This window comes from Novosphingobium olei (genome assembly GCF_012927405.1).
In the GTDB taxonomy this organism is placed as follows: Bacteria; Pseudomonadota; Alphaproteobacteria; order Sphingomonadales; family Sphingomonadaceae; genus Novosphingobium; species Novosphingobium olei.
In genome coordinates this window covers 182,677-208,797 of record NZ_JABBGM010000003.1, presented here as the reverse complement: position 1 = coordinate 208,797, position 26,121 = coordinate 182,677, and the positions used below count along the sequence as shown (strand labels likewise).

Here is a 26,121-nt window from a genome sequence, read left to right as displayed (position 1 = left end):
CCGCGATTTGCGACAACCAGCGCTGCTGCCCCCGCTGCGGCGAGCCGGTCTACCCCCACTACCACCGCTACGGTGAGGACGCGGACGAAGATAATTACTCCGACCACTACCGATCGATGGCTCGCCACCGCCAAGCAATGGGAAGATGATCATGACCGACAATCCATTTGATCCCGACTACCGGGAATACGTCGCTGCGGTAGATGATTTGGTTTCCGGCCCCACCGACGGTCCGCCTCGCAAGCCAGCACCGCACGTCATCTACCACGGCGACCTCCTGCAGGGCTCCGACGAGTGGCTGCAGGCGCGTTGCGGCCTGCTGACCGCCAGCGAGATGAAGCTGATCATCACGCCGACCGGCAAGGTCGCGAACAACGACAAGACGCGGGCGCATGCCTACGAATTGGCGTTCCAGCGCCTCACCGGGTTCGTTGAGCCTCAGTACGTGTCCGACGCCATGCTGCGCGGGCAGGAAGACGAAATTTACGCCCGCGCCGCCTACAGTGAGCACTATGCCGACGTCGTCGAGACCGGGTTCATTACCAACGACAAATGGGGCTTCACGATCGGCTACAGCCCCGACGGTCTGGTCGGCGACGACGGCCTGATCGAGTGCAAGTCGCGCGCCGGCAAGTACCAGGTGCAGACCATCGCGACCGACGACGTGCCCGAGGAATACGTGCTGCAGCTGCAGACCGCGCTCCTCGTCAGCGAGCGGGAATGGATCGACTTCATCTCCTACTCGGGCGGCCAGCCTGTCTACGTAAAGCGGGTCCACGCAGATCCCGAATTGCAAGCCGCGATCATCGCAGCCGCGACGGCGTTCGAGGCGCGCGTTGCCGACGTGATGCGCGAGTACCGCGCCACTCTCGCCCGCATGCCCAAGGTCATCGAGACCGAGCGGCGCGCGCTTGAGGAGATCATCATATGACCGTGATCCGCGTCATCGACTTTGAGACGTCCGGCACTGAACCGCCTGCCGGAAAGGTCTGCGAAGTTGGGCTTTGCGACCTTGATCTGGACGCGCGCAAGGTGATGGAGCCGCGCTCATGGCTCTGCGGCGTCGACGCCATGCCGCCCGACGTTCGAGCGGTCCATCACATCTCGTTGACTGAGTGCGCGGGAGAGGAGCCGTTCCGTGCGGACGACATGTTTGCTCACGTCAACGGAATGCCCGCCGCCATCGCCGCCCACAACGCCGAATTCGAGACCAAGTTCTTCACCAGCCCGGTGCCGGTCATCTGCACATACAAGGCGGCGCTCCGGGTGTGGCCGGAAGCTCCCAGCCACTCGAACGGTGCGCTCCGGTACTGGCTTGAAGACGCGGGCAAGATCGCGCCTGAGCATGCCCTGACGCAGCCTGCCCACCGCGCAGGCCCCGATGCCTACGTCACCGCGCATATCCTGCTCGCGCTCTTTGATGCCGGAGCGACCGGCAAAGACATGGTGCAGTGGACGAAGGAGCCGCGCCTCCTGCCGACATGCCCGCTCGGCAAGTTCCGGGGCGTGCCCTGGCCGGAAGTCGAAGCCGGCTTCCTTGGCTGGATGCTGCGCCAACCGACCATGGAAGAAGACCTCAAGTGGAATGCGCAGCGCGAGATCACTCGCCGCCAGAAAGGAGCAGGACTGTGAACGACATGATCGACATGTCGCAATTCGTGGAAGCGAAGAGCGACCAACTCAACGCCGACGATCTGATCGGCGCGCCGCGCACCATCACCGTGCGCAAGGTGACCGGCAACGACGGCGACCAGCCCGTCTCGATCTTCTACGAGGGCGACAACAACAAGCCCTTCAAGCCCTGCAAGACCATGCGCCGCGTCCTGCTCGGCGTCTGGGGCCGCAACGCCGCGGACTACGTCGGCCGCTCGATGACGCTCTACCGCGACGACAGCGTCACGTTCGGCGGGCTCAACGTCGGCGGCATCCGCATCAGCCACATGAGCCACATCGACAAAAAGACCGTCGTCGTGGTGATGAAGACGAAGGGCAAGAAGGCCGGGATCGAGATCCAGCCTCTCGCCGATGCACCGCGCCAGCAGCGTCAAGGTGGTCAGCAGACACCCGAACAATGGGCCGACAAGTTCATCGCCAACGTCGCCAAGACCGACAACGCCGACGCCCTCAACGCTATGGTGTCCAAGCATTTGCCGACGCTTGACCGGCTCAACGACGACCTGCGCGCCAAGTGCGATGACGCGGTGGCCGAGCGCCTGGCGGAACTGATGCCGGGTGCGGGCCGCGCCGACCACGAACACGGCGACCAGTTCCCGGGCGATGAAGCCGACGGTTGGGAGGCGTGACGATGCAGACTTTCCTCCCCGTCGCGGTCTTCGCGTTCGCCACCGGTTGGTTCGGCTTCGACGCCTGGCACTACCGCCGCCGCCTCACCGCCCTGCGCAACAACTGCTGGGTCCGCAACGAGCGCCAGCACTTCGTTCGCTACGCCAACGCCTCGCCGGACGTGCGGGCGGCGGCTGAAACCACCAAGGAGAACTGACCAATGGCCGAATCCGCCGACGACCGCCTGCGCCTTCTGATCGAGCGCATCGAGCGCCTCGAAGAAGAGAAGAAGGGCATCAGCGACGACATCAAGGACGTCTACAACGAGGCCAAGGCCACCGGTTACGACGCCAAGGTGATGCGCATCATCGTCCGCCTTCGCAAGATGAAGCCGGATGACCGCCGCGAGCAGGAGTGCGTCGTCGAGACGTACAAGAACGCGCTCGGGCTCGACTAACCTTTCACCCCAAGGGAACGGCGCGTCAGCCTAAGAAGCGGCGCCGGGAGATTATGGCGGATCATCTTGAGTTTGGCGCCGGCCTTACCAAGGCCGACTACGACCAGCCCTTTCGCGATACGTTTCTCGGACAAGCGCATATCGCGGGAACCGGACCAGCTGGCGCGACCTGCCGAGAATGCAAATTCTGGCGCGTCATGGGCCGCGACGGTCCGGCAATCCCCGGGCATTACTCGCGGACCAACAAGGACAAAGCCGGCCAGCTCAAGAAGGCCAAGTGCATCTTCCCGATCCCGCACAAAGCTAACCGTATGTTCCCGCACTCGGCAAAGGCCTGTCGCATGTTCGAGCAATCGGAAACCGTTCCGCCGCTCAACGCGCCCCAGAAGCGGGACACACAATGACCATCCCCCCGCTGATCCACGACTGCCTCAACACCTGGCTCCCGGTCCACACGCATCACCTCATCACCGAGGCCGCGTCGCTGGAAACGGACCTTCGCTGCGACGCGCTGGTCCCGCTCGACCTGTCCGAGGCGCTGCGGGAGCACTTCGGCAGAGAGGTGCCCGACGCCGTTATCGAGCGGTGGGAGACGGTGGGTGATGTCTGCCGGACGTTTCGGGAGATGGAAGGAGTTTTGGCGTGAGTGCGCCGCGTGTCCTGATAGGCTGCGAACGTTCGGGTGTGCTGCGCCGCGCCTTTCTCGCGCGCGGTTTCGATGCCTGGTCTTGCGACCTTGAGCCTGCCGACGATGGCAGCAACCGTCATATCCGCGACGACCTTCTCGCCCACCTCGACGACGGTTGGGACATGCTGGCCGTAATGCACCCGCCGTGCACGATCCTCTGCAATAGCGGCGGCCGCTGGCTCTACATCGGCGGGAAGAAGGTGAACGGGCGCGACGAACCGCGCTGGGCAGAACTCGACGCCGCGGCGGCCTTCTATCGCGCGTGCCGGGAGAAGGGGAACATCCGCCGGCGGGCTCTTGAAAATCCTGTCATGCACCGCCACGCGATCGAGCGCACGCAGCGCGGCCGGACGCAGTTCGTGCAGCCGTGGTGGTTCGGCGATCCGTTCTTCAAGTCGACCGGGTTCGAGCTGATCGAGCTGCCGGACTTGCAGCCGACCAACAAGCTGATCCCGCCCAAGGCCGGTACCGACGAGCACAAGGCATGGAGCCGCGTGCACCGCATGCCCCCGGGTGCCGAGCGCGCGCGCCTGCGGAGCGAGACATTTCCCGGGTTGGCGGACGCCTGTGCCGAGCAATGGGGCGCAGCGTTGCTCAACCCGGCTCAGCCCGACCTATTTGAGAGGATCGCAGCATGACCCGTCTCACGACCAAGGAAGGCATCTGCGCCTATCTCGGCGACATCAAGCCTGCGACCTACGACAGCTGGCAGGCAAAGGGCATCGTGCCCGGTCCCGTGCCCGGCACGAACCGCTATGACATCCGCGCGCACGACGCGGTGCTCGACCGTCTCGGCGGCTTGTCGGTGCCCGCGCACGCGTCGAACCTGTCGCCGCTGGAGCAATGGGAACAGGGTCATGCGGCTTAAGCTCAAGGGCGTCTACGCCAGCCACAAGAAGGACCGGCTCGGGCGCCTCAAGGACTACTACTACCTGCGCGGCTATGGCGCCCTGCGTCCGCAGCCCGGCGACGAGGAAGCGGACTTCACGCCCGGCTCGCCTGCCTTCATGCGTTCGTACCAGGCCGCGATCGATGCGCCGCGCCGCGCGCGCGTCACCGGCACGCTGCAGGAGGTGATCGACGGCTATCGCAAGAGCCCGCAATTCCAGCAGCTCGCCGAGCGCACGCGCTCCGACTATCTCGGTCACCTCGACAAGATCGCCGCGGCGAAGTTCTCGCCCAAGACGCCCGCGTTCGGCACCTATCCGCTGGCCGTGATCGAGGACCCGAAGATCCGCAAGCGCTTGCTCGACTGGCGCGACGAGATGGCAAAGTCATCCCGGCGCCAGGCCGACGCAACGTTCGGTGTCCTGCGCATCATCCTCGAATGGGCGCGCGATCGCGGCATGATCAGCCACAACCACGCGACGCGGCCGAAGAAGGTCTACAAGGCCGACCGCTCCGACAAGCTCTGGCTGCCCGAACACCTCGACGCGTTTCGCGAGCATGCCACGCCGGAACTGCGCCTCGCGCTCGAGCTCGCGCTGTGGACCGGCCAGCGCCAGTCAGACCTGCTGCAGCTGGGCTGGAGCGCGGTGAAGGATGGCCGGCTGACGTTCCGCCAGGGTAAGCGCAAGCGCAAGGTCGACATGCCATTGCCGGCGGCGCTAAAGGCCGTGCTCGACGCCGCGCCGAAGAAGGCGACCACGATCCTCGCCACCGACAAGGGCAAGCCGTGGACCGTGAAGCCACGCCCGATCCACTTCATGCACAAGTGGCGCGAAGTCGCGCTCGCGGCCGGGCTCGACGGGCTGCACTTCCACGACCTGCGCGGCACGACCTGCACGATGCTGGCCGACGCCGGCTGCACGCCATCGGAGATCGCCGCGGTGCTGGGCTGGACGCTCAAGACGGTGAACGAGATGCTCGACCGCTACCAATCCATGACCGCGACCCAGTCGGACAGCGCGGTCGCCAAGCTCGAAAGGAAGGCGCAATGACTGCGGAAAGCGTTGCGGAAAGCGCGAATTGTGCCGGTGTTGACAGCGGCAAGACTCGCGGATTTCTGCTGGCTGGGGCGGCAGGATTCGAACCTGCGAATGCCGGTACCAAAAACCGGTGCCTTACCACTTGGCGACGCCCCAGCAGGAGGCGCGCTTATAGCCGCCTTTCGCTTCGTGAAAAGGGGGCTTGTGGCACCCGTCGGGGCAGGCCGGCAGAGCCCGCCCCGACAGCGGCTTCAGGCCGGCGAGAGCGTGTCGAAGTCCTTGGCCGAATGGCGTTCGAGCAGGCCCTTGGGGCTGTTGACCAGCCGGCCGCGCTGCGCGCCCGGCCGCGTGTCGATTTCCTTCACCCAGCGGTTCACGTTCTCGTATTCGTGCATCGACAGGAACGTCGCCGCATCGCCATAGGCATCGCCGCGGATCAGCCCGCCGAACCAGGCATAGGTGGCGATGTCGGCGATGGTGTAGTCCTCGCCCGCCAGGAACCGGCTTTCGCCAAGGCGGCGGTCGGCCACCGAGAACAGCCGCTTGGTTTCCATCGCATAGCGGTTGATCGGGTATTCCATCTTGTAGGGGGCATAGGCGTAGAAGTGGCCGAAGCCGCCGCCGATGAACGGGGCCGATCCCATCTGCCAGAACAGCCAGGACAGCGTTTCGGCGCGGCCCTTGGCGTCGGTGGGGATGAACCTGCCGAACTTTTCGGCGAGGTGCAGCAGCATCGCGCCGGATTCGAACAGGCGGATCGGTTCGGGCCCGCTGCGATCGACCATCGCCGGAATCTTCGAATTGGGGTTCACGTCGACGAAGCCGGTGGTGAACTGGTCGCCTTCGAAGATCTTGATGATCCAGGCGTCGTATTCGGCTTCACTGATGCCGGCTTCGAGCAGCTCTTCCAGCAGGATCGTGACCTTCTGCCCGTTCGGCGTGCCGAGCGAATAGAGCTGGAAGGGATGGTCGCCCACGGGCAGTTCGGCTTCGCGGATCGGCCCGGCGATCGGGCGGTTCAGGCTGGCGAAGGCGCCGCCGTTGGGCTGGTCCCAGGTCCAGACCTTGGGGGGGACGTATTCTTCGGACATGCGGGCATCCTTGCTGGCAGGTGAACGTAAGGGAAGCTGGGCGGAAGTTGGGGGGCTGGGGCAGGAACCGCAAGGGGGCTGTCCCGTTCGCCGAAGATGGAAAGCAAACCCCAGGCGCTGCGTTTCGGCAAGACCCGATTGATCTACGTCGACGATTCCCTGCCCGGCATCCGCCGTCGCCGCTGTGGCCGGGGCTGGGGGTACTGGGACGCGCACGGCCAGCGGATCACCGACCGCGAGGAGATCGACCGGCTGAACGCCATCGGCCTGCCGCCCGCCTATGGCGAGACATGGTTCTGCCCCGCCGCCAACGGCCACATCCTGGCCACCGGGATCGATGCCAAGGGGCGCAAGCAGTATCGCTACCACCCCGAATTCCGCGCCGCGCGCGAAGGGGAAAAGTTCGACGGCTGCGCCCGCTTCGGGCACCTGCTGCCGCTGGTAAGGAAGCGCGTGGAGGACGACCTTGCCGCGCCGAAGCTGACGCGCGAACGCTGCATCGCCTCGGTCGTGCGCCTGCTCGATACCGGCGGCATCCGCATCGGCAACGAAGCCTATGCCAAGGCCAACGAAAGCTTCGGAGCGACGACGCTGCGCATGGACCACGTGGCGGTGAAGGGGCAGGTGCTGCGGCTGCGGTTCAAGGCCAAGTCGGGCAAGCTGCGCGAAATGCGCATTTCCGACCGAGGCCTGGTCCGCTTCGTCAAGAAGATGCAGGACCTGCCGGGCCAGCACCTGTTCCAGTACCTCGACGAACATGGCGAGGCCTGCCCGGTGGGCTCGGCCGACGTCAATGCGTACCTGCGCGAAACGATGGGCGATGACTTCACCGCCAAGCATTTCCGCACCTGGCACGCGAGCGCGCTGGGCTTCGAACTGCTCGCCGATGCGCGCGAGAAGGTGCCGCTGAAGGCCCTGCTGCTCGACGTGTCCGAACGGCTGGGCAACACGCCCGCCATCGCGCGCAAGTCCTACATCCACCCCGCCGTGCTGGCGCTGGTCGACGAACAGGAAGCCTGGCGCGAAGGGCTGCGCCTGCCGCGCGCGACCCGCTGGCTGAGCCGCGCCGAACGCGGCCTGATCGCCCTGCTGGAAGAAGGCCCCCGCGCGGTCGAACTGCTCAAGGCGGGATGACGCAAACGCCCCCCAAGTTGACGAAGTTGACAGTGTTCTAAAGGCAAAACCGGCGGTGAGGGCGCCGCTGGCGGGCAGCTGCGGAAGTTCGCCTGATATCAACGGTTTGAAAGAACGACGCGCTGCCTTTTACGCTCGGTTTGGCGTGTAGGACAGTGGCTCAATCATTGCGTATGCAAGGTGCCTGTCAACTTGTCCGCATGCGGAGCCGTGGGGGCAAATTCGAAGGTCCGGAGACGCCCATTTGCGGACGTTCCATCGCCGAGGCATCGTGCGTCATGCTCGAAGACGACCTAGCGCAGCTACGGCGGGTGATCGCACGCGGAGCAGCAGCCCGAGATATCGATGCTGTCCTTGAGCCAATCATCTCTGTCGGAGATCCGAGAACAATAGCGCCGCTTCTGCTCATGTTGACTGATGACGCGGAAGATGAGAGTCTATGGTCACTGGTTCACGCTGTCGAACAGTTTGATGACGCAACATATGTCAGGCACTTTCTTAGCGCCTTGTCTGGCTTGGTGGTTGGTTCAAGCCGTTGGGCGTCAATACTTATGATGCGGATACTGAACTCGGAGGCATCCCAAGCGGAGTTGATACGCCAAGTTCGGATAGCGCCTGTTTATTCGCGCAAGGCTGCCGCCTTTCTCTGTGGCGCAATCAACGAACGGGACGCCCGGTTCTTAGCGAAGACGACCAGCGTTTTGCTCGCTGCATCGGACGGCAGCTAACCACCAACACCTGCCGTCGCCCCGTGCTTGACACGGGGCTTGGCTGTTTCGCGCTTGCGCCTTGCGCCGCCGCTGCCGCATGCCATTGCTCCCGAAGGTCGAGCCAATAGAAGTTGTCCGCCTCGATCAGCGCGTATTTCCTTTCCCGGCGCCATTTCCTGACGATTTTTTCGCGCGCGATGGCGACCTCGATTTCCTCGTGCCGCTTGGCGAGTGCGAGGTCGCAAGGGAAGCCAAGCCCCGTGTCAAGCACGGGGCGACGGAAGGGTTTTTATGTATTTGACCGGTTCCCGCTCGATCCCGGCCGCGCTGTGATCGTTGCGCGTCCGTTCCGATCATAAGCAAGCGCGCCAACTTCCCGCTTGACGAATACCCACCTCCATATCACGTTATATAACACGATATGGAGATGGACGTGACGGACATTCTTGCGGACATGGGGCCATCGTTTCTGGGCAGCCGGCTGCGGCGGCTGGCGGAACGGCTGCAGGCGGGCGCGATGCAGGTGATCGAGCAGGCGGGGCTGCCGCTGCAGCCGGCGCACATGGTCGTGCTGGCGGCGTTGCGCACCGGGCCGATGACGGTTGGCCAGCTGGCCGAAGCGGCGGGGATCAGCCAGCCCGGCGTGACGCGCAGCGTCGGCCAGTTGAAGCAGCTGGGCATCGTGGCCGAGGAGCAGGGCGGCAGCGACCAGCGCACGCGGCTGATCGCGCTGACGGCGGCGGGGCGCGATGCGGCCCGGCGCGCCGCTGCGGACATGTGGCCGCGCATCGGCATGGCGGTTGAAGACATCCTGGGCGAGGGCACGCGGCAGTTCATGGCCGAGCTTTCGGCGATCGAGCGCGCGCTGGATGCTGACTCCATCGCCGGGCGCGCGGCGCGGATGGTGCCGCAGGGCCTGACCCTGCTGGAATACGACGACACGCTGGCGGCCGACTTCCACGATATCAACGCGCAGTGGATCACCGCCATGTTCGCGCTGGAACAGACGGACCGGGACGTGCTGGAAAACCCGCGCGCGCGGATCATCGATGGCGGCGGGACCATCCTGTTCGTGGCCGCGCCCGGCCTTGGCGTGGTGGGCACCTGCGCGCTGCAGCAGACCGGGCCGGGCCGGTTCGAACTGACCAAGATGGGCGTGCGCGAAAGCGCGCGGGGGCTGAAGGCGGGGGAATTCCTGCTCGCCGCGATGATCGACCGCGCCCGCGCCATGGGGGCCGAGCTGCTCTACCTGTTGACCAACAAGCGCTGCGAGGCCGCGGTGCATCTGTACGAGAAGCTGGGCTTCGTCCACGACGCGCAGATCATGGCCGACTACGGCGCGCGCTACGAACGCTGCAACGTGGCGATGCGCTATCCGGTGTAGGGGAGAATGCGACGGGGGTGGCGCTCACCCCCGCCCGATCACCTCCAGCGCGGGGACCAGTTCGTCGAAGTGGTCGATCACCGCGTCGGCGCCGAGTTCGTCGGGCGGCAGGTCCCAGAAGCCGAAGCGGCAGGCGACGACGGGCAGGCCCGCCGCACGCGCTGCGCCGACGTCGAAGGTGGTGTCGCCCACGAATGCCCCGCGCGTGCCGCCGCAGCGCGCCATCATTTCGTGCAGCATGTCGGGCTGGGGCTTGGCGCGACCCGGGCCTAGCGTATCGCCGCCGATCACGCAGGCGAAGCGGTGGAGCAGGCCCAACTCCTCGAACAGGCGCACGGCCATGTCCTCGCGCTTGTTGGTGGCGACGGCGATCTTCACGCCGCGCGCGTCGAGCGCGTCGAGCATCGCTTCGCCGCCGGGAAACAGGCGTGAATGAACGGCAATGTTGGCGGCGTAGTATTCGAGCAGGCTGGCCTGCAGCGAAGGGAAGGCGGCTTCGTCCACTCCGCCGCCGGCGATCAGCGCATTGCGCAGCATCTGCGCCGCACCGCCGCCGATGAACTGGCGGACTTCCGCCAGCGGCACCGGCGCGCGGCCGGCGAGCGACAGCGCATGGTTGAGCGCGTTGCCAAGGTCTGCGGCGGTGTCGAGCAGCGTGCCGTCGAGATCGAACCCGACCACGTCGAATGAGAAATGCGTCATGTTGCGCTCACGTGCCGTCCCGTTCTGGAAACTGCAAGCAAATGCTGGCAATAGCCCGTGCCATGACCGTTTCTTCCTCCCCCCTCGCTGCTTCCTTCACCGCCCCTCTCGCGATCGTCGTTCTCGCTGCCGGCAAGGGCACGCGGATGAAGAGCGACCTGCACAAGGTGCTCCACCCCATCGCCGGGCGGCCGATGCTGATGCACCTGCTGGCGAGCGCCGCGCAGCTTTCGCCGCAGCACCAGGTGGTGGTGGCGGGGCACGGGCGCGAACAGCTTGAAAAGGCGCTGGGCAGCGCGGCGACGATCGCGGTGCAGGACCCGCAGCTCGGCACGGGCCACGCGGTGCAGCAGGCGGAGGGCGCGCTGGGCGGCTTTGATGGCGATGTGCTGATCCTCTATGGTGACGTGCCGTTCGTGCGCGCCGAAACCATGCGCGCTATGCTCGAGAGGCTGCACGGGGACGACAACCCGGCGGTGGTCGTGCTGGGCTTCGAACCGGCCGATACGTTGCAGTACGGGCGCGTGATCGCGCACGATGGCGTGGTTGCCAAGATGGTCGAGCACAAGGACGCGACCGAGGCCGAGCGCGCCTGTCGCCTGTGCAATTCGGGGCTGATGGCGGTGCGCGGGGCCGATCTGTTCGGCCTGCTGGCGCGGGTCGGCAACGACAACGCGCAGGGCGAATACTACCTGACCGACATCGTCAACGTGGCGAACGGCGACGGGCGCGTCTGCGCGGTGGTGGTCACCGACGATGCCGACGAAGTCATGGGCATCAACAGCCGCGGCGAACTGGCGATTGCCGAAGCCCGCTGGCAGGACAAGCGCCGCGCCGCCGCGATGGCCGACGGGGCGACGCTGGTGGCGCCCGAAACGGTGTGGTTCGCCTGGGACACGCAGGTCGGCCGCGACGTGACGATCGAGCAGAACGTGGTGTTCGGCCCCGGCGTGACGGTCGCGGACAACGTGGTGATCCACGCGTTCAGCCATGTCGAAGGGGCAAGCCTGGCGAGCGGCGTCAGCATCGGCCCGTTCGCGCGGCTGCGCCCCGGCGCGGTGCTGGAAGAAGGCAGCAAGATCGGCAACTTCGTCGAGATGAAGGCCGCGCGGCTGGGCAAGGGGGCAAAGGCCAACCACCTGACCTACCTTGGCGATGCCGAGGTGGGCGAAGGCGCCAACATCGGTGCAGGGACCATCACCTGCAACTATGACGGGTATTTCAAGCACAAGACGGTGATCGGCCCGCGCGCGTTCATCGGCTCGAACTCGGCGCTGATCGCCCCGGTGCGGATCGGCGCGGACGCGATCGTCGCGGCGGGCAGCGCGGTTAGCCGCGATGTCTCCGATGGCGAGCTGCGGCTGGTGCGCGCCGAACAGCTGATCAAGCCGGGCTGGGCCGACCAGTTCCACGACGCGATGAAGAAGAAGAAGGCGGAAAAGGCCGAAAAGGCCAAGGGCTGAGCGCTACCGCCCCCCGCGCTCACTCCTGCCGCTTGAGGAAGGCGATCAGCGCGGCGAAGTAGGCCTGCTGATCGTCGTAGAGCGCAAGGTGGCTGCCGTTGGCCATCAGGGCGTAGCTGCCCTTGGGAAACTCCTTCGCCATGCGCTCCATGTACGCCGGGTCCATGGTGTCGTGCCGCGCGCCGATGACCAGCGTCGGCACCTTGATCGTGTGCAGGTCGGCAAAGCGGTCCCACTTTTCGAGCCGCCCGCTCGAGCCCAGCTCGCTCGGCCCCTGCATCAGCGTGTAGACGTGCACGTTCTGCCTGGCGAAGGCGCGGTTGACCGGTTCGGGCCACTGCGCGGCGGGGCGGCGCAGGATGTGCTTTTCGTAGAAGCCGGGGATCAGGATGCCCATGTAGCGCGGATCGCTGGTCTTGCCCTGCGCCTCGAGCTGTTCGACCATGGCGAGGTCGTCGGGCTTCATCTGCGGCTTCAGCACCTTGTCGGCATAAGCGTTGTAGGCCGGGATCGACGCCATCATGTTCGAGATCACCAGGCACTTGAGCGCATCCTGGTGCTTCAGCGCATATTCCATCGCCAGGATGCCGCCCCAGCTCTGGCCGTAGAGGCAGAAGTTGCCGGGACCGAGGCCCAGCGCGGTGCGCACCTGGTCCACCTCGTCGACATAGCGCTCCAGCGTCCACAGGTCGTCGTCGTCCGGCTTGTCGCTGAGCCCGGCGCCAAGCTGGTCGTAGTAGATGTATTCTATCCCTGAGCCCGGCAGGAAGCTGTCCATCGCCTCGAGATAGTCGTGCGGCACGGCGGGCCCGCCGTGGAGCAGCAGCACCTTGAGCTTGGGATTGTTCCCCACGCGCTTCACCCACACGCGGAAATCGCCCTTTGGCGTATGGATCGGGATCATCGTCGCGCCGCCGCTCCACGCATCGGGCCGACCGGCGGTGGCGTAGTAGCTGTCGGGCGGGGCGGCTTCCCCCGGCACGGTGGACAGTACGAGCGACAATGGCGCGAGCCAGCGCGCGATGCGGTGCAAGGTCATGGTCTGCGGTCCCCCCGTTCAGCCCCCGGGGCGGGCAGGGTATGGCGATCCCGGCGCGTCGACAAGCCGCCACTGGACGTATGGACGATTACGCAGCATGAGGTTCCTGCCCGGGGTTCCCGCCCCGCTTGCCGCAAAAGATCGAACGAGGGTCCATGCCGATTGCCCAGATCAACGTCGCGCGGTTTCGCGTTGCCAAGGACGATCCGGCCAATGCCGACTTCATGGCCGCGCTCGATCACGTGAACGCGATGGCCGAAGCCTCGGACGGGTTCGTCTGGCGGCTGGTGGGCGATGGCGGCAATGCGACCGACATCGCCGCGATCCCCGACGATCCGGACTTCATCGTCAACATGTCGGTGTGGCGCGACGTGCCCTCGCTCGAAGCCTTCGCCTATCGCCAGGCGGACCACCGCGCGGTGCTGGCGCGGCGCAAGGACTGGTTCAACCCTATGGAGCCGTCGATGGCGCTGTGGCCTGTGGCAGAGGGCCACGAGCCGAGCGTGTCCGAGGGCATGGCGATGCTGGCGAAGCTGGGCGCGGAAGGGCCAGGCGATGGGGTGTTCACCTTCCGCTGGTGGCGCGAAAACCGAACTGCCAAGGCTTGACGATATCATGATATGATATCATGATATCGTCATGACCCGCATCCTTGCCGACTTGTCCGACGAAGATATCAAGTGGCTCGATGCCCGTGCCGCGGAGCAGGGCACGTCGCGCGCGGCGCTGGTGCGCGAGGCTGTGGCGAGCTTCAAGGCGCTGAGCCCGGCGTCTGGCAGCAAGGACTGGATCCAGCGCGGCGCCGGATACTGGAAGGACCGCGCCGATGTTCGCGACGGCGTGAATTTCCAGCGCGCCATCCGCCAGGATCGTCGATCTTACGACGACCTCTGACCCGTGTCCGATCCCTTCTTCGACACCAACATCCTGATCGACTGGCTGCTCGATCGCCCGCAGGCGGCGGCAGAGCTATCGCGCTATCGTCGTCATCGCATCAGCCGGATCGTCTGGACCGAGATCATGGCCGCCGAACCGCTCGAACGGCGCGATCATGTGCGCGAATTAATCTCCCCGTTCGAAGTCGTAGAGGTTGATGCCCGTATAGCGAGTGCAGCAGCCGATATCCGGCATCGAACGAAGATGAGCTTGATGGACGCCACAATCCTCGCCACGGCGCAAGTGAATGGCGCGATCCTGATTACGCGAAACACCAAGGACTTTCCGGCCGAAATGCCGGGGATCCGCGTCCCTTATACTCTCTAACCAAAGGCAATTGCTCCCATGTGCGGAATCATCGGTATCGTCGGCAAGGATGAAGTGGCCGACCGTCTTGTCGATGGGCTCAAGCGGATGGAATACCGCGGCTATGACAGCGCGGGCGTCTGCACGGTCAAGGACGGCGCGCTGATCCGCCGGCGCGCCGAAGGCAAGCTCAACAACCTGGTGATCGAACTGGCGCGCAATCCCGCCGCCGGGCAGATCGGCATCGCCCACACCCGCTGGGCCACGCACGGCGCGCCGACCACCAGCAACGCCCACCCGCATGCCACCGGCGAAGTGGCGCTGGTGCACAACGGCATCATCGAAAACTTCCGCCCCTTGCGCGAGGCGCTGATCGCGCGTGGCCGCAAGTTCGAAAGCGAGACCGACACCGAAGTCGTCGCGCATCTCGTGTCCGAACAGGTCGAGGCGGGCCTGTCGCCGACTGACGCGGTCAAGGCCGTGCTGCCGCAATTGCGCGGTGCCTTCGCGCTTGCCATCGCGTTTCGCCAGCATGACGACATGCTGATCGGCGCGCGATTGGGCTCGCCGCTGGTGGTGGGCTATGGGGAAGGGGAAACCTACCTCGGTTCCGACGCGCTGGCGCTCGCCCCGCTGACGCAGAAGATCAGCTACCTTGAAGAAGGCGATTGGGTGGTCATCACCCGCGAAGGCGCGCAGATCTTCGATGTCGACAACAATGCCGTCACGCGCCCCGTGGTCGCTTCGGGCGCCACGGCAGCCGCGATCGAGAAGGGCGAATTCCGCCACTTCATGCAGAAGGAAATCTTCGAGCAGCCGACCGTGGTGGCGCAGACGCTGCGCAGCTACCTGCGCCGCATCGACCAGACCGTGGCGCTGCCGCAGATCGATTTCGACCTGTCGAAGATCAACCGCGTGACGATCGTCGCCTGCGGTACCAGCTTCTATGCCGGGATGGTCGCCAAGTACTGGTTCGAACAGTTCGCGCGCCTGCCGGTCGATATCGATGTGGCGAGCGAGTTCCGCTACCGCGACCCTGTGCTCGAGCCGGGCGGCCTCGCCCTGTTCATATCGCAGAGCGGCGAGACCGCCGATACGCTGGCGGCGCTGCGCCATTGCAAGGCGGCGGGCCAGACCATCGCCGTTGTCGTCAACGTACCGACCAGTTCGATGGCGCGCGAAGCGGACCTGCTGCTGCCCACCCACGCCGGGCCGGAAATCGGCGTCGCCTCGACCAAGGCGTTCACCTGCCAGCTTGCCGTGCTGGCGGCATTGGCCGCGCACCTTGCGGTCAAGCGCGGGCGGCTGACCCGCGCGGAAGAGGCGGACATCGTCGACCAGCTCGCCGAAACGCCCGCCTGCCTCAACGATGCACTGTCGCATGACGACGAGATCGCGGCGATGGCCCCGCTGATCGCGCCGGCGCGTGATGTGCTCTACCTCGGGCGCGGGCCGGACTATCCGCTGGCGCTGGAAGGGGCGCTCAAGCTCAAGGAAATCAGCTACATTCACGCCGAAGGCTATGCTTCGGGCGAAATGAAGCACGGCCCCATCGCGCTGATCGACGAAGCCGTGCCGGTGATCGTGCTGGCGCCCAGTGGCCCTCTGTTCGAAAAGACCGTCAGCAACATGCAGGAAGTGCGCGCGCGCGGCGGCAAGGTGGTGCTGATCTCCGATGCCGAAGGCATTGCCGAAGCGGGCGAGGGCTGCCTTGCCACGATCGAGATGCCCAAGGTGCACCCGCTGATCGCGCCGCTGGTCTATGCCGTGCCGGTGCAGCTGCTCGCCTATCACGTGGCGGTCGCCAAGGGCACCGACGTGGACCAGCCGCGTAACCTGGCCAAAAGCGTCACGGTGGAGTGACGCGACCGGCAGGGGCGCGCGTCACGGGGAAGTAACGCGCCAGCCGACGCGAAAAGGCCGCCGCGAACCGATGGTCGCGACGGCCTCGTCGTCCGTGGATGGTCCGGCGGGGTGAGCCCGCCGGCGGAGGATCAGGGCATCGACACCGCGTAGGTCACGCGGCCGTTGTTGGTGTTCACGCCGCCGTAGGTGCCGGCTGCGACGATGTTGCTGTTCTTGTAGCTGAAGGTCCACTTGGCATCGAGGTTGGTGACCTTGGTGCCGCTGGTCGGCGTCAGGTTGATGCTGGTCGTGCTGTTGTCGGCCAGCGTCGGGTGGGCCAGCGCGGTCGTGCTGGTGTTGGTCGCCACCGCGACGTTCATCTGCGACCACGAGATCGTGTCGCCGCCGCCGTTGCCCAGCGCGCCGGCGGTGGTCGACGAGAAGGCGATCGTGCCGTTGTTGCCGGTGACGCGGGCGGTCACGACGCCGCCGGTCAGGTCACCGCCGGTGCCGGCGATCGAGGTGCCGTCGCCGACGTTGGCGGCGGGCACGCTGAACACCAGGCTGTCGACGTTGGTGTTGTTGGCAACGTTGGTGCCGGTGCCCACGCGGATGTAGACGAACTTGGGAATGGTGATGGTGAAGTCGAGGCTGGCCGACGCGGTCAGCGGCGATGCCGTGCCGGTCACGAACTTCGATTCAGCATGCGCGGCCGGGGCCATGGCCACCGATGCGGCCAGCGCAGCGAGCGACGCGCAAAGGATCTTCTTGGTCATCAAACTAGCTCCACACTCTTGCAACCGGCCCCCCCCAATTCGGTTGGCCTTGAATGTGGTTAATGGCGTCGATTGGTTGAAAAGTGCTTAATGGTAAATCTTGACCAGCAACTTTATTCGTAATCGAACGTATGACCGTGACGTAACATAACGCTGGTTAAGGAAATACCTCCTTTGGTATATCGGCTAAGTAAATGGCGGATTTTGGTTCGGACATTTCAGCGAGTTTCGTCGTGATTGTTGCGATGGGCGGATTATAGAACTGAAAAAGGGGCTTTCCGCTCGCTGTATTTAAAATGTCCTCCGCTCGTCCTATGGCCTAATTGTCAGTGCAGGGCGTTTCGCAGGGCCGTAAACGAGGCTTAAAATACGGGAAACAACAGCTCTCATACGCGCAAATGCTGATCTGCGCTCACGCAATCCTTTGCCATTTCGCCGTCGTTAACCCTGTCGGTTCACTCGCGCTCGGCGGCGATGTCCAGCTCGGTGGTGCGGCGCACGCCCACGTCCACGGTCTTGAGGTAGGTGCCCTGCGTGCCCGCGCCTTCGGGTGCGGCGATCGACCAGGGCAGGGGCAGCGCATCGGCGTTGAGCGTGATCCGGTGCGGTCCCTCGGCCACGCTGTCGAACCGGTAGTAGCCGTTCTCGTCGGTGCGCACGGCATAGAGCCCATCCATGTAGACCAGGATGTCGGCCGCGCCCTTTTCGCCCGGATCGCGCCGGTGGTTGCCGTTGGCATCAAGGAACACCCGCCCGACCAGCTCGCCCGTGCCGCTGAAGGGATAATGCCGCAGCCCGTTGGTCTGGTGGGCCGATCCCGCCGACATCGAATAGCGCAGGGTCAGGTACCCCGCGACCAGCCGGAACGAGGTCTTCTGCCGGCTGTCGTAATCGCCCGGCAGCGTCCCGATCGGCGATTGCGACGGATCGGTCAGCCCATAGCGGTTGAGCGTGTTCGAGCGGGTGCTGATGAACGAGGCGATCGCCGTCCACTTCGACGACAGCCGCGCCGATGCAGTGACGTTGGCGGTCAGCGTGCGCCCGCTCTGCGTCGACAGCATGCTCAGCACGCCGCCGCCCGCGTCGACCGGACCATAGACGCTGGATGACAGCGCCGTGGCGCTTGTGCTGTAGACCACGCTCGCATCGAAGCCCACGCCGGCAAAGGGATTGGCTCCCGCGTTAACGCCGATCGACACGGCGTTGCTGTGGCTGTGCGCGGATCCCGCCGATGCCGTGGTGGTGGCGACGAGCTCGCTTTCGCGGCGGTGGTCGAACGCGATCTGGGTGGTGAGCCGCGCTCCTGCCGGCAGCGAAGGGGGCAGGCTCCAGGTCTGGTTCCAGGCGACGCGGTAGAGGTCGTAGGTCGGCACGTGGCTCCACCCCGCTTCGGCCCGGGTGGTGCCGAAGCGCGTGGAGAAATCGACATAGCCCAGCGCCTGCGCGGTGACTCGGCCTTGCGAGGCGCGCAGCGCGGCGTTGACGCCGACGTCGGTGGTGAAGGTCAGCTGGCGGCGCACGTCGGCGGTGGCGAGCGCGCCGTCGGTGCCGCGCCGGTTGACCGAGCGCACCGCGTCTATCGTGCCCGTCCAGCGCCAGCGCTGCGAGGATGTGCTGTAGCGGTAGTACCCGCCCCAGACGTTGTTGATCACCGCCGCGTTGCCCCAGGCAAGGTCGGGCGCGAAGTAATAGAACCCGGCGGTCTGCGTGGTGCGGCCCGAACGGTGGCTGCCGTCGATCCAGGCCCCTGCGGCAAGGCCGCTGCTGGCGATGAACGAAGCGCTGCCCCCGGTCGAACGCACGCTCGAAACGATGGCGTTGGCCTGCAGCCGCCAGCCGGGCGCGCGCCAGGCGAGGCTGGCGATCCCCCCGCGCGAGGTGACGCGCGGGACGGCGGTGGTGCCATCGCCCGTGCCGAACACCACGCCATAGGGATCGCGCGTGTTTTCCACCGCGATGCCCTGGAACGCGGCGGTCAGCCGCCCGCTCAGTTCCGACTGCGCGCCGGCGCTGATGGCCAGGCCGCCAAGCCCGGTGAAGTTGCCCAGCCGCAGCCCGCCGAACAGGCCCGGCTGCCCGATGGCGAGGTTGACGGTGGAAACCGGCTTGGGATTTTCGTCGGCATCGCTGGGCGTCAGCGCGCGATAGCGGTTCAGCACCACGCCGCCGCCCAGCAGCGGCAGCGACGGGGTGTAGAAGCGCGGCTGCTGGCTCATCAGCGTCAGCACCGGGGCCGAAAGCGTGCCCAGCGTGGTATCGGCCAGCCACCCGCGCCCCAGCGCCAGCCGCCGGTCGCTCAGCGCCAGCGTGCCCTGCAGCCGCCTGCTGCTGTTCGTTCCGCTGCGCCCGGCGGTGCCGCGCCACAGTTCGCCATCGATCCCCAGCATGCCCCAGTTGTCGGTCTGGTAGCGGCCCGAAAGCGACAGGCCGATTTCGCGCTGGACCTGGTCCGATCCGCTGGAGGTAACCCCGTTGATCCGCGTGCGCGGGGAAATCAGCGTGCCGCCCAGTTCGGCCACGATCGAGCGGATGCGCCCGCTGCGATTGTGCGCAGGCTCATCGCTGCGCGATGTATCGGGCGCGAGCTTGCCGTCCGAGATCAGCCGGTCGCTGTAGCCCGCCGGTTCGGCAGGAGCCGGCGCGTCCTTGGCGAAAGCCGGTTCGGGAATGGAGGCGTGCGCAGGCTCGGCCTTGCGGTCGCTCGGCGGATCGTCGGTGCCGGCGGGGTGCGGCGCGGTCTGCGCCGTGGCGGCCTGGGGCACGGCCAGCAGCGCGCCGGCGACCGCGAGCAGCGAGCCCGCGTCGCAGCGCGCGGGGCGCGGGGCCCCTTGCGGCTGGTCGTCCCCCCCTTTGGACATCAGGGCTCGAACGTGCCTTCAAAGGCGAAGGCGCTGACCGAATCGTTCATCGTGCCAGACACCTTGAGCGGGAAGGTGATCGGATCGGGCTTGGCCGGCGGGCTGGCCTTGTCGGCCTCCACCGCATCGGTGCCGTTGTCGACGCCCAGCGAGATCGTGCGCGTTTCGCCCGGCAGGATCGGCAGCGTGGACGGCGCGAGTTCGCGCTTCACGCCCTTGGCATCCACGCTTTTGAGGAAGGCGGACAGGCGGCCGTGGGCCTGGCCGTTGTTCTTCACTTCCAGCACCGGGGTCTGCTGCCCGTTGATCGTGCGCACGTCGGCCTTGACGATTTCGAGCTGCGGCTTGACCCCGCCGACCGCGACATAGACCAGCACCGCGATCTGGGCCGAAACGGGAAACTCCAGCCCGTTCGACTTGATGTTCTCGTCCCGCCCGGCAACGATGATGGCAAAGCGGCATTCGACCGGCGCGGTCCCGGCAGGCGGCGTCACCTCGAAGCGGTAGCGCAGCTGCGACTTGGCCTGCAGCGTCGTCTCCTTGCGCTCGATCGCCACCCACGGGCGGCAGGAATTGGGCCGCAGCGCATCGCTGGTGCGCACCCCGCCATCGGGGTTGAGGTCCCATTCCGCGGTCGAGAACTTCAGCGGCGTCGCCATCGCCGATGCGTTGGACAGTTCCACCACGCCGCGCACCGTCTGGCCCGCATCGGCGCTCAATTCAAAGCGCGGCGGCGAAACCGACAGCGCGAATTCCTCGGCATGGGCGGCCGGCGCCAGCGCGAAAAGGCCGGTCAGCGCAGGCAGCAGCATCAGGCCGGAACGGGCGGCGGAACGGTTCATGGATCGACCTCGATTTCAAAGCCGAAGGCAAGCGCCTGCGGCTGGGTAAGGCGGGTGCTGTCAACCTGCAGGCGCAAGTCGAGCAGGTCGGTCAGCAGGGGGCCGCGCACCGCGCCGCTGTAGACCAGCGCGCGTTCGCCAGAGAGGACCTGCCCCGGCAGCAGCTTGCCCCCGCTGGTCTAGGTGGCGCGCACTGTTGGGCCGGTGCCGCGCGGCAACACCATGTAGATGCGGCCCGACCGGCCGATGTAGGGCGCAAGGTTCAGCTGGACGCTGACCCGCGTGCCGGATTCGACGATGCGCGATCCGGCGTTGCCGGGCTTGGGCATCCATTTCATCTCGAGATAGGGATCGATCACCACCGTGCCGGTGTCGTCGACCCGCAGCGCGGCGCTTCCGGCTGTCGACTGGGCGGCAGTCGTTTGCGCAAGCGCCGGGGTGGCGAGGGCCGGCGCGATCAGCAGCGCGCCGGCGGCGAACAGGATGTGGCGCATCACGGCAGCGAAAGCGTGTAGACCGCCCGGCCGGTGTAGGTGCCGGCGGCCGGGATGGCATCGTTGAGGTAGATGAAGGTCATGCACTGCTCCTTCCACGTGTTGGGAGGGATCGTGCCGAGCGTCTGCGTGGCGCCGTTGAAGGTGCCGTCGGGAAACTGGAACGTGGTGTCGTTGTTGCCCGACATCGTCCAGCGGATCTGGCTGAACGGGATCGTGCTGGTGCCGCTGGTCAGGTTGGTGGGCGTCGTCACGGTCAGCGTGGCGCTGCCGGTGCCGGTGCCGGGGCGCGACCAGGCGCCGATATAGACTTGCGCGGGCGGATTGCAGAAGGCGAAGCCATCGATCGGGCTCTGCGCCACGGTGCTGTTCGACGTCATCGTCTGGTCGGTGCCCGAACCGACGTCGGTGGCCGCGACCGAGACCGAAACGGTGTTGATGGTGCTGTTGCTGGCCGGCGTGCCGCCTTGCGAAGAGGGCGCGTTGTAGCCGCCCGCGCCGACCTGCAGGTAGATCGCCCGCGTGCCCGATGCGATGGTCACGACATAGGCATGGGCAAGCCCCGGCGCGATCGCACAAAGCAGCGCCGCGCCTGCCATTGCGCGCCTGTTAATGACTCCACAGCGCGGCCACTGTGCGTGACCATGCGCGACCCACCCCATTTTCATTCCCCGTCCCGATCGTCGTCGTGCCGATCCCGCGCCACGCCCCGATCGCCATTCCATCGCCTTCGGACGGCGTGCGGCCCTTGTGCCGACGCATCCTCCATCCTTGCCACCGATTCTTGCAGAAGCGCCGACCCGGCGCAAGCGAGCCAATGCCGGCGGCTGCGGCGGATGCCGTGAAAGTGCCGAGTTTTCAGATGGAATTAAACAATTTTTAACAGGAATTGGACCCGTTCCGGGGGCTGTTCAGGGCATCGCCAGCGAATAGGTCACGCGCGTCGGCAGTCCGGCGCTGACGGGTACGGCGTCCGCATAAGTCCACGTGGTATCGAGCCGGGTGATCCCGTTGCCCGAAACCGGCAGCGCCTGCGCCAGAGCCTTTGACCCTTCGGCCCCTTGCGCATCCGTACCGAGCGAAAGGCTGCCCGCATTGCCGAGCACTTGCGCCGACAGGACCGAGCTTTCCGTCGTGGTCGTGGTGGTCGTCGTGGTGGTCGTCGTGGCGGTCGTTGTGGTCAGGGTCATCGTCTGCGGCGCGGGCGTCGTTGTCCCGGCGGTGCCGAAGCGGAAGAAGGCGACGCTCGGCACGATGATCGTGAAATCGAGGTGCGCGCTCGCCCTGGTGGGCGATGCGGTGCCCGTCTCGAACCGCGAATCCGCCCGCGCCAGCGCCGGCCACAGCGCAACGAGCGCCATGGCGAGGGCTGCACTGCGATCGGAACGGCGCGAAAGCACGGCGCGAATGACCCCTTCGATCGTGTCCGGCAAGAAGCTGCCGGGGCTGCAACGCATTGCCGGCAATCTTGTGCCGATCGCGTGAGATCGGGGTGAAGCCCTTCCTGCGGGGAATTGCGGGGAAGGGCGGTAACCCTGTTTCTTTCGCGACTTTTACGGTTCTTTCAAACCCTTGGCGGTGCGGCAACACTTTCGTTCGGGCAAAGTGTACCTTTATGGGAATTGATTAGTCGGTTGATTAAGGCCATCACTGCGGCATGTTCGAGAAACTTTCCGCCCCGCTGATGTGCGCGCCGATGAGCATTGCCTCCTCGGTCGATCTCGCCACCGCCTGCGCGCGCGCCGGCATCATCGCCGGCTGGCAGGGCGGCACCTACACCCAGATGGACGAATTCGAGCGCTATCTCGAAGCGCTGGCGGCCGATCCGGGGGCTGGTCCGGCTGCTGGCCCCGCCATCGTCAACCTGCCCGCGCGGATCGCTACCGAACCGACCGGGCCGGCCAAGCTGGACCTGCTGGAAAAGCACCGCGTGCCGCTGGTGCTGACCAGCCTTGGCGATCCTTCCGCGGTGGTCGAGCGGGTGCACGGCTGGGGGGGCAAGGTCATCCAGGACGTGACGACGATGCGCCATGCCGAAAAGGCGATCGCGGTGGGCGTCGATGGACTGATGGTGACCTGCTCGGGCGCGGGCGGGCACACCGGGTTCCTCACCCCCCTGGCCTTCGTGCCGGCGGTTCGCCGCGTGTGGGACGGACTGCTGATCGTGGCGGGCGGGATCGCCGATGCCGCGGGCATGGCGGGCGCGCTGGCGCTGGGCGGCGACATCGCCTGCATGGGCACGCGCTTCATCGCCACGCCCGAAAGCGGCGTGGTCGAAGGCCACCGCAGCCACATCGAACGCGCCGGAGTGGACGGCATCGTCGTTTCGGCGGCGATCAATGGCGTGCCGGCCAACTGGATCCGGGATTCGCTCGCCGAAGCCGGGCTGGACGACGTGACGATCCGCTCGCCTGGCAAGGTCGACTTGCCCGAAGGCCTGGTCGGCTGGCGCGATACGTTCAGCGCGGGGCAGAGCGTGGGGCTGATCGACGGGATCGAGCCGGTGGCCGACCTCGTCGCGCGGCTGGCGCAGGAATTCGCCGCGCGCGTCCCCGGCGACGGCTGGCGCAAGCGCCTGGCCGCCGTCGAGGCCGGCTGGGGCTGAGCCGTCAGGCGGCGGGGGCGAGCGTGGCCATGTCGATGACGAAGCGGTACTTCACGTCGGCGCGCTCCATCCGCTCGAAGGCGTGGTTGATCTCGTCCATGCGGATCATCTCGATTTCGGGCAGGACCTGATGTTCGGCACAGAAATCGAGCATCTCCTGCGTTTCGGGAATGCCCGCCACGCCCGATCCGGAAACGGCGCGGCGGCCGCCGAGCAGCAATCCTGTATGCAGTTCGGGCATCATGTCGATCATGCCCACGATGCACAGCGTGCCGTTGCGATCGAGCAGGAACAGGTACTTGGTCACGTCGTGGCGGACGGGCACGGTGTCGAGCACGAAGTCGAACTTGCGCGCGGCGGCGCGCATGGCGTCCTTGTCGCTCGACAGCAGCACTTCGTCGGCGCCGAGCAGTTCGGCATCGGGGATCTTCGAAGGCGAGCCGGTGATCATCGTCACGTGGGCGCCCAGCGCCTTGGCAAACTTGACGCCGAGGTGGCCGAGCCCGCCAAGGCCGATGACCGCAACGCGCGTGCCGGGGCCGACCTTCCAGTGGCGCAGGGGCGACCACGTGGTGGCACCGGCGCAGAGCAGCGGGGCGGCGGCCGCCATGTCGAGATTGTCGGGCACGCGCAGCACGTAGGGTTCGGCCACGACGATGTCGGCGGAATAGCCGCCATAGGTGGGGCTGCCGTCGATGCGGTCGGTGCCGTTGTAGGTGCCGGTGTTGCCGACCTCGCAATACTGCTCGTCCCCGTGCGTGCATGCATCGCAGGTGCGGCAGGAATCGATCACCGTGCCGACCGCCACCCGATCACCGACGGCAAATTTCGTCACGCCGGCGCCGACCGCGCGGACGATGCCCACGATCTCGTGCCCCGGAACCGCCGGGTACTTGGTGCGGCCCCAGTCGTTGCGCGCGGTGTGCAGATCCGAATGGCACACGCCGCAATGGGTGATCTGGATCGCCACGTCCTCGTCGCGAAGCGGGCGGCGTTCGATGGTCAGCGGGGCCATCCCCGAATCCGGCGCGGTGGCGCCCCAGGCAGCAGTGGACATGCTCGTTCTCCCATTGCGCGCGACGTCCGGCGCGTTGCGCAATGCAACTTATAGCGCCTTGCCGGTTTGGCCAGCCTGCCAAAGCTGATGAGGCGACGAAACGACAACCAACACGAAAAGAGAGGAAGAAAGCACATGAAGATCGACAGTTCGGTTTCCGCCGTCGTCACCGGCGGTTCGTCGGGCCTTGGCCGCGCCAGCGCTGAAGCGCTTGCCGGGGCGGGGGCCAAGGTCACCATCTTCGACATCAACGAGGACTGGGGCCAGAAGGTCGCCGCCGAGATCGGGGCGACGTTCGTCAAGGTGGACATCACCAGCGAGGAATCGGTCGTCGCAGGCTTCGAGGCGGCCCGCGCCGCCAACGGGCAGGAGCGCGTGCTGGTGCACTGCGCGGCGACGATGAAGGGCGGCAAGACGCTGGCCTGGGATCGCGAGAAGGGCGCCTACAAGCGCTTTTCGACCGAGGACTACACCTATTCCGCGCACGGCGTGCTGATCGCGAGCTATCGCCTCGCCTCGCTCTCGGCGCTGGGCATGGCGAGCCTAGAGCCGCTGGAGGACGGCGAGCGCGGGGTGATCACGCTGACCGCCTCGGTCGCGGCGCAGGACGCGCAGATCGGCCAGATCGCCTATGGCTCGCTAAAGGCAGGGGTGAACGGCCTCGTCCTGCCGATGGCGCGCGACCTGATGGACATCGGCATCCGCGTCAATTCGATCATGCCGGGCATCTTCGCCACCCCGCCGATGCTGGCGGTGAAGGACCGCGCGCCCGCGATCTTTGAAGGCCTCGAAGCCTCGGTGCCGTTCCCCAAGCGCCTCGGCCGCCCGCCCGAGTTCGGCAGCCTGGTGCTCGAACTGGTGCGCAACGGCTATTTCAACGGGCAGAACCTGCGCCTCGACGGCGCGATCCGCATGCCGCCGAAGTAAGGCTCCCCAAGTAGGGGTGAGGGGCATCGCCGCCGGACGCGCACGAGCGATTATCCGGCGGCGAGCCCGGACGATAACGCCGTTGGGAAGTGTACGGACCTGCGCGACCGGCGCGGGCGCCATGCGTGGCGCTTGCGCGTGGAGGGCAAGAGGAACGCTGTGGCGAGTGGCCGGCGGGGCGTTGGCTATCCCGGATCGGCTCAGCCTGTAGTCGGACGGGGGCTCGAAACCCGGGCGGCGGCTCGCAAGGCGGCCCGGTCCGTAGCGATAAGTCCCTGAAGGATCAGCCCGGACGGCCTCGATCGGCGCTAGGGCCATCTTGGCAGGTCATGGGGCACTGTGACTTCAGGGAGGCGCTGCCACGCGGTTGAACCACCGCACCACATCCGCCCGTCCGTTGCAGTGGCTTGGGTGTGCCCTGAGGGACTTGGGGCTTAACGCCCTCGCTGCCGTATCCCCCGAAAGGGATGCGGCTCCCGCAGCGCCGACCCGCGCCGGTCGCGTCGGGCCATACCCCACGTGGAGATTGGCCCGAAGGAGCGAAGAGCAAGCCGGCCATGCCGCTCCCGGTCCGTGAGGTGGCATATAACCTATAT

30 protein-coding genes and 1 tRNA gene are annotated in these 26,121 nt (G+C 66.4%); 20 read left to right on the top strand and 11 right to left on the bottom strand.

The window, feature by feature from the left end:
• Positions 1-145 precede the first annotated feature (145 nt).
• Genes HHL27_RS08830 through HHL27_RS08785 form a run of 10 tightly spaced genes read left to right on the top strand, consistent with a single transcriptional unit; the run spans position 146 to position 5,368 of the window.
• On the top strand, positions 146-931 hold the full coding sequence (locus HHL27_RS08830; protein WP_206069479.1) for a lambda exonuclease family protein: 786 nt from the start codon (positions 146-148) through the stop codon (positions 929-931).
• On the top strand, positions 928-1,632 hold the full coding sequence (locus HHL27_RS08825; protein WP_169493033.1) for a 3'-5' exonuclease: 705 nt from the start codon (positions 928-930) through the stop codon (positions 1,630-1,632). The genes HHL27_RS08830 and HHL27_RS08825 overlap by 4 nt, the downstream gene beginning before the upstream one ends.
• Positions 1,629-2,303 carry a hypothetical protein gene (locus HHL27_RS08820; protein WP_169493032.1) on the top strand — a complete coding sequence of 225 codons (675 nt, stop codon included), beginning with the start codon at positions 1,629-1,631 and terminating at the stop codon, positions 2,301-2,303. The genes HHL27_RS08825 and HHL27_RS08820 overlap by 4 nt, the downstream gene beginning before the upstream one ends.
• 2 nt (positions 2,304-2,305) lie before the next feature.
• The gene (locus HHL27_RS08815; RefSeq protein WP_169493031.1) at positions 2,306-2,500 is read left to right on the top strand and encodes a hypothetical protein; all 195 of its coding nucleotides are present in this window, start codon (positions 2,306-2,308) and stop codon (positions 2,498-2,500) included.
• Between the two features lie 3 nt (positions 2,501-2,503).
• Positions 2,504-2,740, top strand: a complete 237-nt coding sequence (locus tag HHL27_RS08810; RefSeq protein ID WP_169493030.1) for a DUF2312 domain-containing protein — start codon at positions 2,504-2,506, stop codon at positions 2,738-2,740.
• A 53-nt stretch (positions 2,741-2,793) separates the two neighbouring features.
• A complete protein-coding gene (locus HHL27_RS08805) occupies positions 2,794-3,144 on the top strand; it encodes a hypothetical protein (RefSeq protein WP_169493029.1) in 351 nt (116 codons plus the stop codon).
• Positions 3,141-3,386, top strand: a complete 246-nt coding sequence (locus HHL27_RS08800) for a phosphopantetheine-binding protein (RefSeq protein ID WP_169493028.1) — start codon at positions 3,141-3,143, stop codon at positions 3,384-3,386. Before HHL27_RS08805 ends, HHL27_RS08800 begins: the two co-directional genes overlap by 4 nt.
• Positions 3,383-4,066 (top strand): hypothetical protein, encoded by a 684-nt coding sequence (locus HHL27_RS08795; RefSeq protein ID WP_169493027.1) that lies wholly within the window; start codon positions 3,383-3,385, stop codon positions 4,064-4,066. Before HHL27_RS08800 ends, HHL27_RS08795 begins: the two co-directional genes overlap by 4 nt.
• Positions 4,063-4,296 carry a hypothetical protein gene (locus HHL27_RS08790; RefSeq protein ID WP_169493026.1) on the top strand — a complete coding sequence of 78 codons (234 nt, stop codon included), beginning with the start codon at positions 4,063-4,065 and terminating at the stop codon, positions 4,294-4,296. The genes HHL27_RS08795 and HHL27_RS08790 overlap by 4 nt, the downstream gene beginning before the upstream one ends.
• Complete coding sequence (locus HHL27_RS08785; RefSeq protein WP_169493025.1) at positions 4,286-5,368, top strand: tyrosine-type recombinase/integrase; 1,083 nt, start codon at positions 4,286-4,288, stop codon at positions 5,366-5,368. Before HHL27_RS08790 ends, HHL27_RS08785 begins: the two co-directional genes overlap by 11 nt.
• A gap of 69 nt (positions 5,369-5,437) precedes the next feature.
• Here HHL27_RS08785 and HHL27_RS08780 read toward each other — a convergent pair.
• Together HHL27_RS08780 and yghU are read right to left on the bottom strand one after the other, a co-directional pair.
• Positions 5,438-5,512: transfer RNA gene (locus HHL27_RS08780), tRNA-Gln, on the bottom strand.
• A gap of 95 nt (positions 5,513-5,607) precedes the next feature.
• Positions 5,608-6,447, bottom strand: a complete 840-nt coding sequence (gene yghU / locus HHL27_RS08775) for a glutathione-dependent disulfide-bond oxidoreductase (protein WP_169493024.1) — start codon at positions 6,445-6,447, stop codon at positions 5,608-5,610.
• A gap of 96 nt (positions 6,448-6,543) precedes the next feature.
• Between yghU and HHL27_RS08770 the strand changes: the two genes are divergently transcribed.
• From HHL27_RS08770 to HHL27_RS08760, 3 genes are all read left to right on the top strand, one after another.
• A complete protein-coding gene (locus tag HHL27_RS08770) occupies positions 6,544-7,581 on the top strand; it encodes a DNA topoisomerase IB (RefSeq protein ID WP_169493023.1) in 1,038 nt (345 codons plus the stop codon).
• A gap of 173 nt (positions 7,582-7,754) precedes the next feature.
• Positions 7,755-8,309 (top strand): Imm30 family immunity protein, encoded by a 555-nt coding sequence (locus HHL27_RS22880; protein WP_420874047.1) that lies wholly within the window; start codon positions 7,755-7,757, stop codon positions 8,307-8,309.
• Between the two features lie 415 nt (positions 8,310-8,724).
• On the top strand, positions 8,725-9,675 hold the full coding sequence (locus HHL27_RS08760) for a bifunctional helix-turn-helix transcriptional regulator/GNAT family N-acetyltransferase (RefSeq protein ID WP_338114855.1): 951 nt from the start codon (positions 8,725-8,727) through the stop codon (positions 9,673-9,675).
• Positions 9,676-9,699: 24 nt separating this feature from the next.
• Here the strand turns inward: HHL27_RS08760 and HHL27_RS08755 are convergent, their stop codons facing one another.
• Positions 9,700-10,377 (bottom strand): HAD-IA family hydrolase, encoded by a 678-nt coding sequence (locus HHL27_RS08755; protein WP_169493020.1) that lies wholly within the window; start codon positions 10,375-10,377, stop codon positions 9,700-9,702.
• Between the two features lie 62 nt (positions 10,378-10,439).
• On the opposite strand from HHL27_RS08755, the gene glmU reads away from it, so the two are divergent.
• A complete protein-coding gene (glmU, locus tag HHL27_RS08750; protein WP_169493019.1) occupies positions 10,440-11,840 on the top strand; it encodes a bifunctional UDP-N-acetylglucosamine diphosphorylase/glucosamine-1-phosphate N-acetyltransferase GlmU in 1,401 nt (466 codons plus the stop codon).
• Positions 11,841-11,859: 19 nt separating this feature from the next.
• Here the strand turns inward: glmU and HHL27_RS08745 are convergent, their stop codons facing one another.
• Entirely contained in the window at positions 11,860-12,879 is a 1,020-nt protein-coding gene (locus HHL27_RS08745; protein WP_169493018.1) for a proline iminopeptidase-family hydrolase, read from the bottom strand.
• Positions 12,880-13,034: 155 nt separating this feature from the next.
• On the opposite strand from HHL27_RS08745, the gene HHL27_RS08740 reads away from it, so the two are divergent.
• The 4 genes from HHL27_RS08740 to glmS are packed head-to-tail and all read left to right on the top strand — an operon-like array spanning position 13,035 to position 15,984.
• On the top strand, positions 13,035-13,487 hold the full coding sequence (locus HHL27_RS08740; protein WP_169493017.1) for a DUF3291 domain-containing protein: 453 nt from the start codon (positions 13,035-13,037) through the stop codon (positions 13,485-13,487).
• Between the two features lie 31 nt (positions 13,488-13,518).
• Positions 13,519-13,773: a ribbon-helix-helix protein, CopG family gene (locus HHL27_RS08735; protein WP_169493016.1), complete on the top strand. Its 255-nt coding sequence runs from the start codon at positions 13,519-13,521 to the stop codon at positions 13,771-13,773.
• A gap of 3 nt (positions 13,774-13,776) precedes the next feature.
• Complete coding sequence (locus HHL27_RS08730) at positions 13,777-14,142, top strand: PIN domain-containing protein (protein WP_169493015.1); 366 nt, start codon at positions 13,777-13,779, stop codon at positions 14,140-14,142.
• An 18-nt stretch (positions 14,143-14,160) separates the two neighbouring features.
• Positions 14,161-15,984, top strand: coding sequence for a glutamine--fructose-6-phosphate transaminase (isomerizing) (gene glmS, locus HHL27_RS08725; RefSeq protein WP_169493014.1), 1,824 nt, complete (start codon positions 14,161-14,163; stop codon positions 15,982-15,984).
• A gap of 131 nt (positions 15,985-16,115) precedes the next feature.
• On the opposite strand, the gene HHL27_RS08720 is transcribed toward glmS, so the two are convergent.
• The 6 genes from HHL27_RS08720 to HHL27_RS22200 all read right to left on the bottom strand — a co-directional run bounded on the left by HHL27_RS08720 (position 16,116) and on the right by HHL27_RS22200 (position 22,393).
• Positions 16,116-16,742 carry a hypothetical protein gene (locus HHL27_RS08720; protein ID WP_169493013.1) on the bottom strand — a complete coding sequence of 209 codons (627 nt, stop codon included), beginning with the start codon at positions 16,740-16,742 and terminating at the stop codon, positions 16,116-16,118.
• Positions 16,743-17,197: 455 nt separating this feature from the next.
• Entirely contained in the window at positions 17,198-19,600 is a 2,403-nt protein-coding gene (locus tag HHL27_RS08715; protein ID WP_169493012.1) for a hypothetical protein, read from the bottom strand.
• Positions 19,600-20,442: a fimbrial biogenesis chaperone gene (locus tag HHL27_RS08710; RefSeq protein WP_169493011.1), complete on the bottom strand. Its 843-nt coding sequence runs from the start codon at positions 20,440-20,442 to the stop codon at positions 19,600-19,602. The genes HHL27_RS08715 and HHL27_RS08710 overlap by 1 nt, the downstream gene beginning before the upstream one ends.
• Positions 20,443-20,621: 179 nt before the next feature.
• Entirely contained in the window at positions 20,622-20,939 is a 318-nt protein-coding gene (locus tag HHL27_RS08705; protein ID WP_169493010.1) for a hypothetical protein, read from the bottom strand.
• Positions 20,936-21,535 (bottom strand): hypothetical protein, encoded by a 600-nt coding sequence (locus HHL27_RS08700; protein ID WP_169493009.1) that lies wholly within the window; start codon positions 21,533-21,535, stop codon positions 20,936-20,938. The genes HHL27_RS08705 and HHL27_RS08700 overlap by 4 nt, the downstream gene beginning before the upstream one ends.
• A 312-nt stretch (positions 21,536-21,847) precedes the next feature.
• The gene (locus HHL27_RS22200) at positions 21,848-22,393 is read right to left on the bottom strand and encodes a hypothetical protein (RefSeq protein WP_206069478.1); all 546 of its coding nucleotides are present in this window, start codon (positions 22,391-22,393) and stop codon (positions 21,848-21,850) included.
• Positions 22,394-22,593: 200 nt separating this feature from the next.
• Between HHL27_RS22200 and HHL27_RS08690 the strand changes: the two genes are divergently transcribed.
• Complete coding sequence (locus tag HHL27_RS08690; protein WP_169493008.1) at positions 22,594-23,541, top strand: NAD(P)H-dependent flavin oxidoreductase; 948 nt, start codon at positions 22,594-22,596, stop codon at positions 23,539-23,541.
• Between the two features lie 4 nt (positions 23,542-23,545).
• On the opposite strand, the gene HHL27_RS08685 is transcribed toward HHL27_RS08690, so the two are convergent.
• Complete coding sequence (locus tag HHL27_RS08685; RefSeq protein ID WP_169493007.1) at positions 23,546-24,598, bottom strand: NAD(P)-dependent alcohol dehydrogenase; 1,053 nt, start codon at positions 24,596-24,598, stop codon at positions 23,546-23,548.
• Between the two features lie 135 nt (positions 24,599-24,733).
• Between HHL27_RS08685 and HHL27_RS08680 the strand changes: the two genes are divergently transcribed.
• Positions 24,734-25,525 (top strand): SDR family oxidoreductase, encoded by a 792-nt coding sequence (locus HHL27_RS08680; RefSeq protein WP_169493006.1) that lies wholly within the window; start codon positions 24,734-24,736, stop codon positions 25,523-25,525.
• The last annotated feature ends 596 nt before the right edge of the window (positions 25,526-26,121 follow it).

Excerpts from the sequence above, each read along its gene's own strand:
- HHL27_RS08830 (WP_206069479.1), top strand. The coding sequence starts at position 146 with ATGATCATGACCGACAATCCATTTGATCCCGACTACCGGGAATACGTC.
- HHL27_RS08825 (WP_169493033.1), top strand. The coding sequence starts at position 928 with ATGACCGTGATCCGCGTCATCGACTTTGAGACGTCCGGCACTGAACCG.
- HHL27_RS08815 (WP_169493031.1), top strand. The coding sequence starts at position 2,306 with ATGCAGACTTTCCTCCCCGTCGCGGTCTTCGCGTTCGCCACCGGTTGG.
- HHL27_RS08810 (WP_169493030.1), top strand. The coding sequence starts at position 2,504 with ATGGCCGAATCCGCCGACGACCGCCTGCGCCTTCTGATCGAGCGCATC.
- HHL27_RS08805 (WP_169493029.1), top strand. The coding sequence starts at position 2,794 with ATGGCGGATCATCTTGAGTTTGGCGCCGGCCTTACCAAGGCCGACTAC.
- HHL27_RS08800 (WP_169493028.1), top strand. The coding sequence starts at position 3,141 with ATGACCATCCCCCCGCTGATCCACGACTGCCTCAACACCTGGCTCCCG.
- HHL27_RS08790 (WP_169493026.1), top strand. The coding sequence starts at position 4,063 with ATGACCCGTCTCACGACCAAGGAAGGCATCTGCGCCTATCTCGGCGAC.
- HHL27_RS08785 (WP_169493025.1), top strand. The coding sequence starts at position 4,286 with ATGCGGCTTAAGCTCAAGGGCGTCTACGCCAGCCACAAGAAGGACCGG.
- yghU (WP_169493024.1), bottom strand. The coding sequence starts at position 6,447 with ATGTCCGAAGAATACGTCCCCCCCAAGGTCTGGACCTGGGACCAGCCC.
- HHL27_RS08770 (WP_169493023.1), top strand. The coding sequence starts at position 6,544 with ATGGAAAGCAAACCCCAGGCGCTGCGTTTCGGCAAGACCCGATTGATC.
- HHL27_RS22880 (WP_420874047.1), top strand. The coding sequence starts at position 7,755 with ATGCAAGGTGCCTGTCAACTTGTCCGCATGCGGAGCCGTGGGGGCAAA.
- HHL27_RS08755 (WP_169493020.1), bottom strand. The coding sequence starts at position 10,377 with ATGACGCATTTCTCATTCGACGTGGTCGGGTTCGATCTCGACGGCACG.
- glmU (WP_169493019.1), top strand. The coding sequence starts at position 10,440 with ATGACCGTTTCTTCCTCCCCCCTCGCTGCTTCCTTCACCGCCCCTCTC.
- HHL27_RS08745 (WP_169493018.1), bottom strand. The coding sequence starts at position 12,879 with ATGACCTTGCACCGCATCGCGCGCTGGCTCGCGCCATTGTCGCTCGTA.
- HHL27_RS08740 (WP_169493017.1), top strand. The coding sequence starts at position 13,035 with ATGCCGATTGCCCAGATCAACGTCGCGCGGTTTCGCGTTGCCAAGGAC.
- HHL27_RS08735 (WP_169493016.1), top strand. The coding sequence starts at position 13,519 with ATGACCCGCATCCTTGCCGACTTGTCCGACGAAGATATCAAGTGGCTC.
- glmS (WP_169493014.1), top strand. The coding sequence starts at position 14,161 with ATGTGCGGAATCATCGGTATCGTCGGCAAGGATGAAGTGGCCGACCGT.
- HHL27_RS08720 (WP_169493013.1), bottom strand. The coding sequence starts at position 16,742 with ATGACCAAGAAGATCCTTTGCGCGTCGCTCGCTGCGCTGGCCGCATCG.
- HHL27_RS08715 (WP_169493012.1), bottom strand. The coding sequence starts at position 19,600 with ATGTCCAAAGGGGGGGACGACCAGCCGCAAGGGGCCCCGCGCCCCGCG.
- HHL27_RS08710 (WP_169493011.1), bottom strand. The coding sequence starts at position 20,442 with ATGAACCGTTCCGCCGCCCGTTCCGGCCTGATGCTGCTGCCTGCGCTG.
- HHL27_RS08700 (WP_169493009.1), bottom strand. The coding sequence starts at position 21,535 with ATGGCAGGCGCGGCGCTGCTTTGTGCGATCGCGCCGGGGCTTGCCCAT.
- HHL27_RS22200 (WP_206069478.1), bottom strand. The coding sequence starts at position 22,393 with ATGCGTTGCAGCCCCGGCAGCTTCTTGCCGGACACGATCGAAGGGGTC.
- HHL27_RS08690 (WP_169493008.1), top strand. The coding sequence starts at position 22,594 with ATGTTCGAGAAACTTTCCGCCCCGCTGATGTGCGCGCCGATGAGCATT.
- HHL27_RS08685 (WP_169493007.1), bottom strand. The coding sequence starts at position 24,598 with ATGTCCACTGCTGCCTGGGGCGCCACCGCGCCGGATTCGGGGATGGCC.
- HHL27_RS08680 (WP_169493006.1), top strand. The coding sequence starts at position 24,734 with ATGAAGATCGACAGTTCGGTTTCCGCCGTCGTCACCGGCGGTTCGTCG.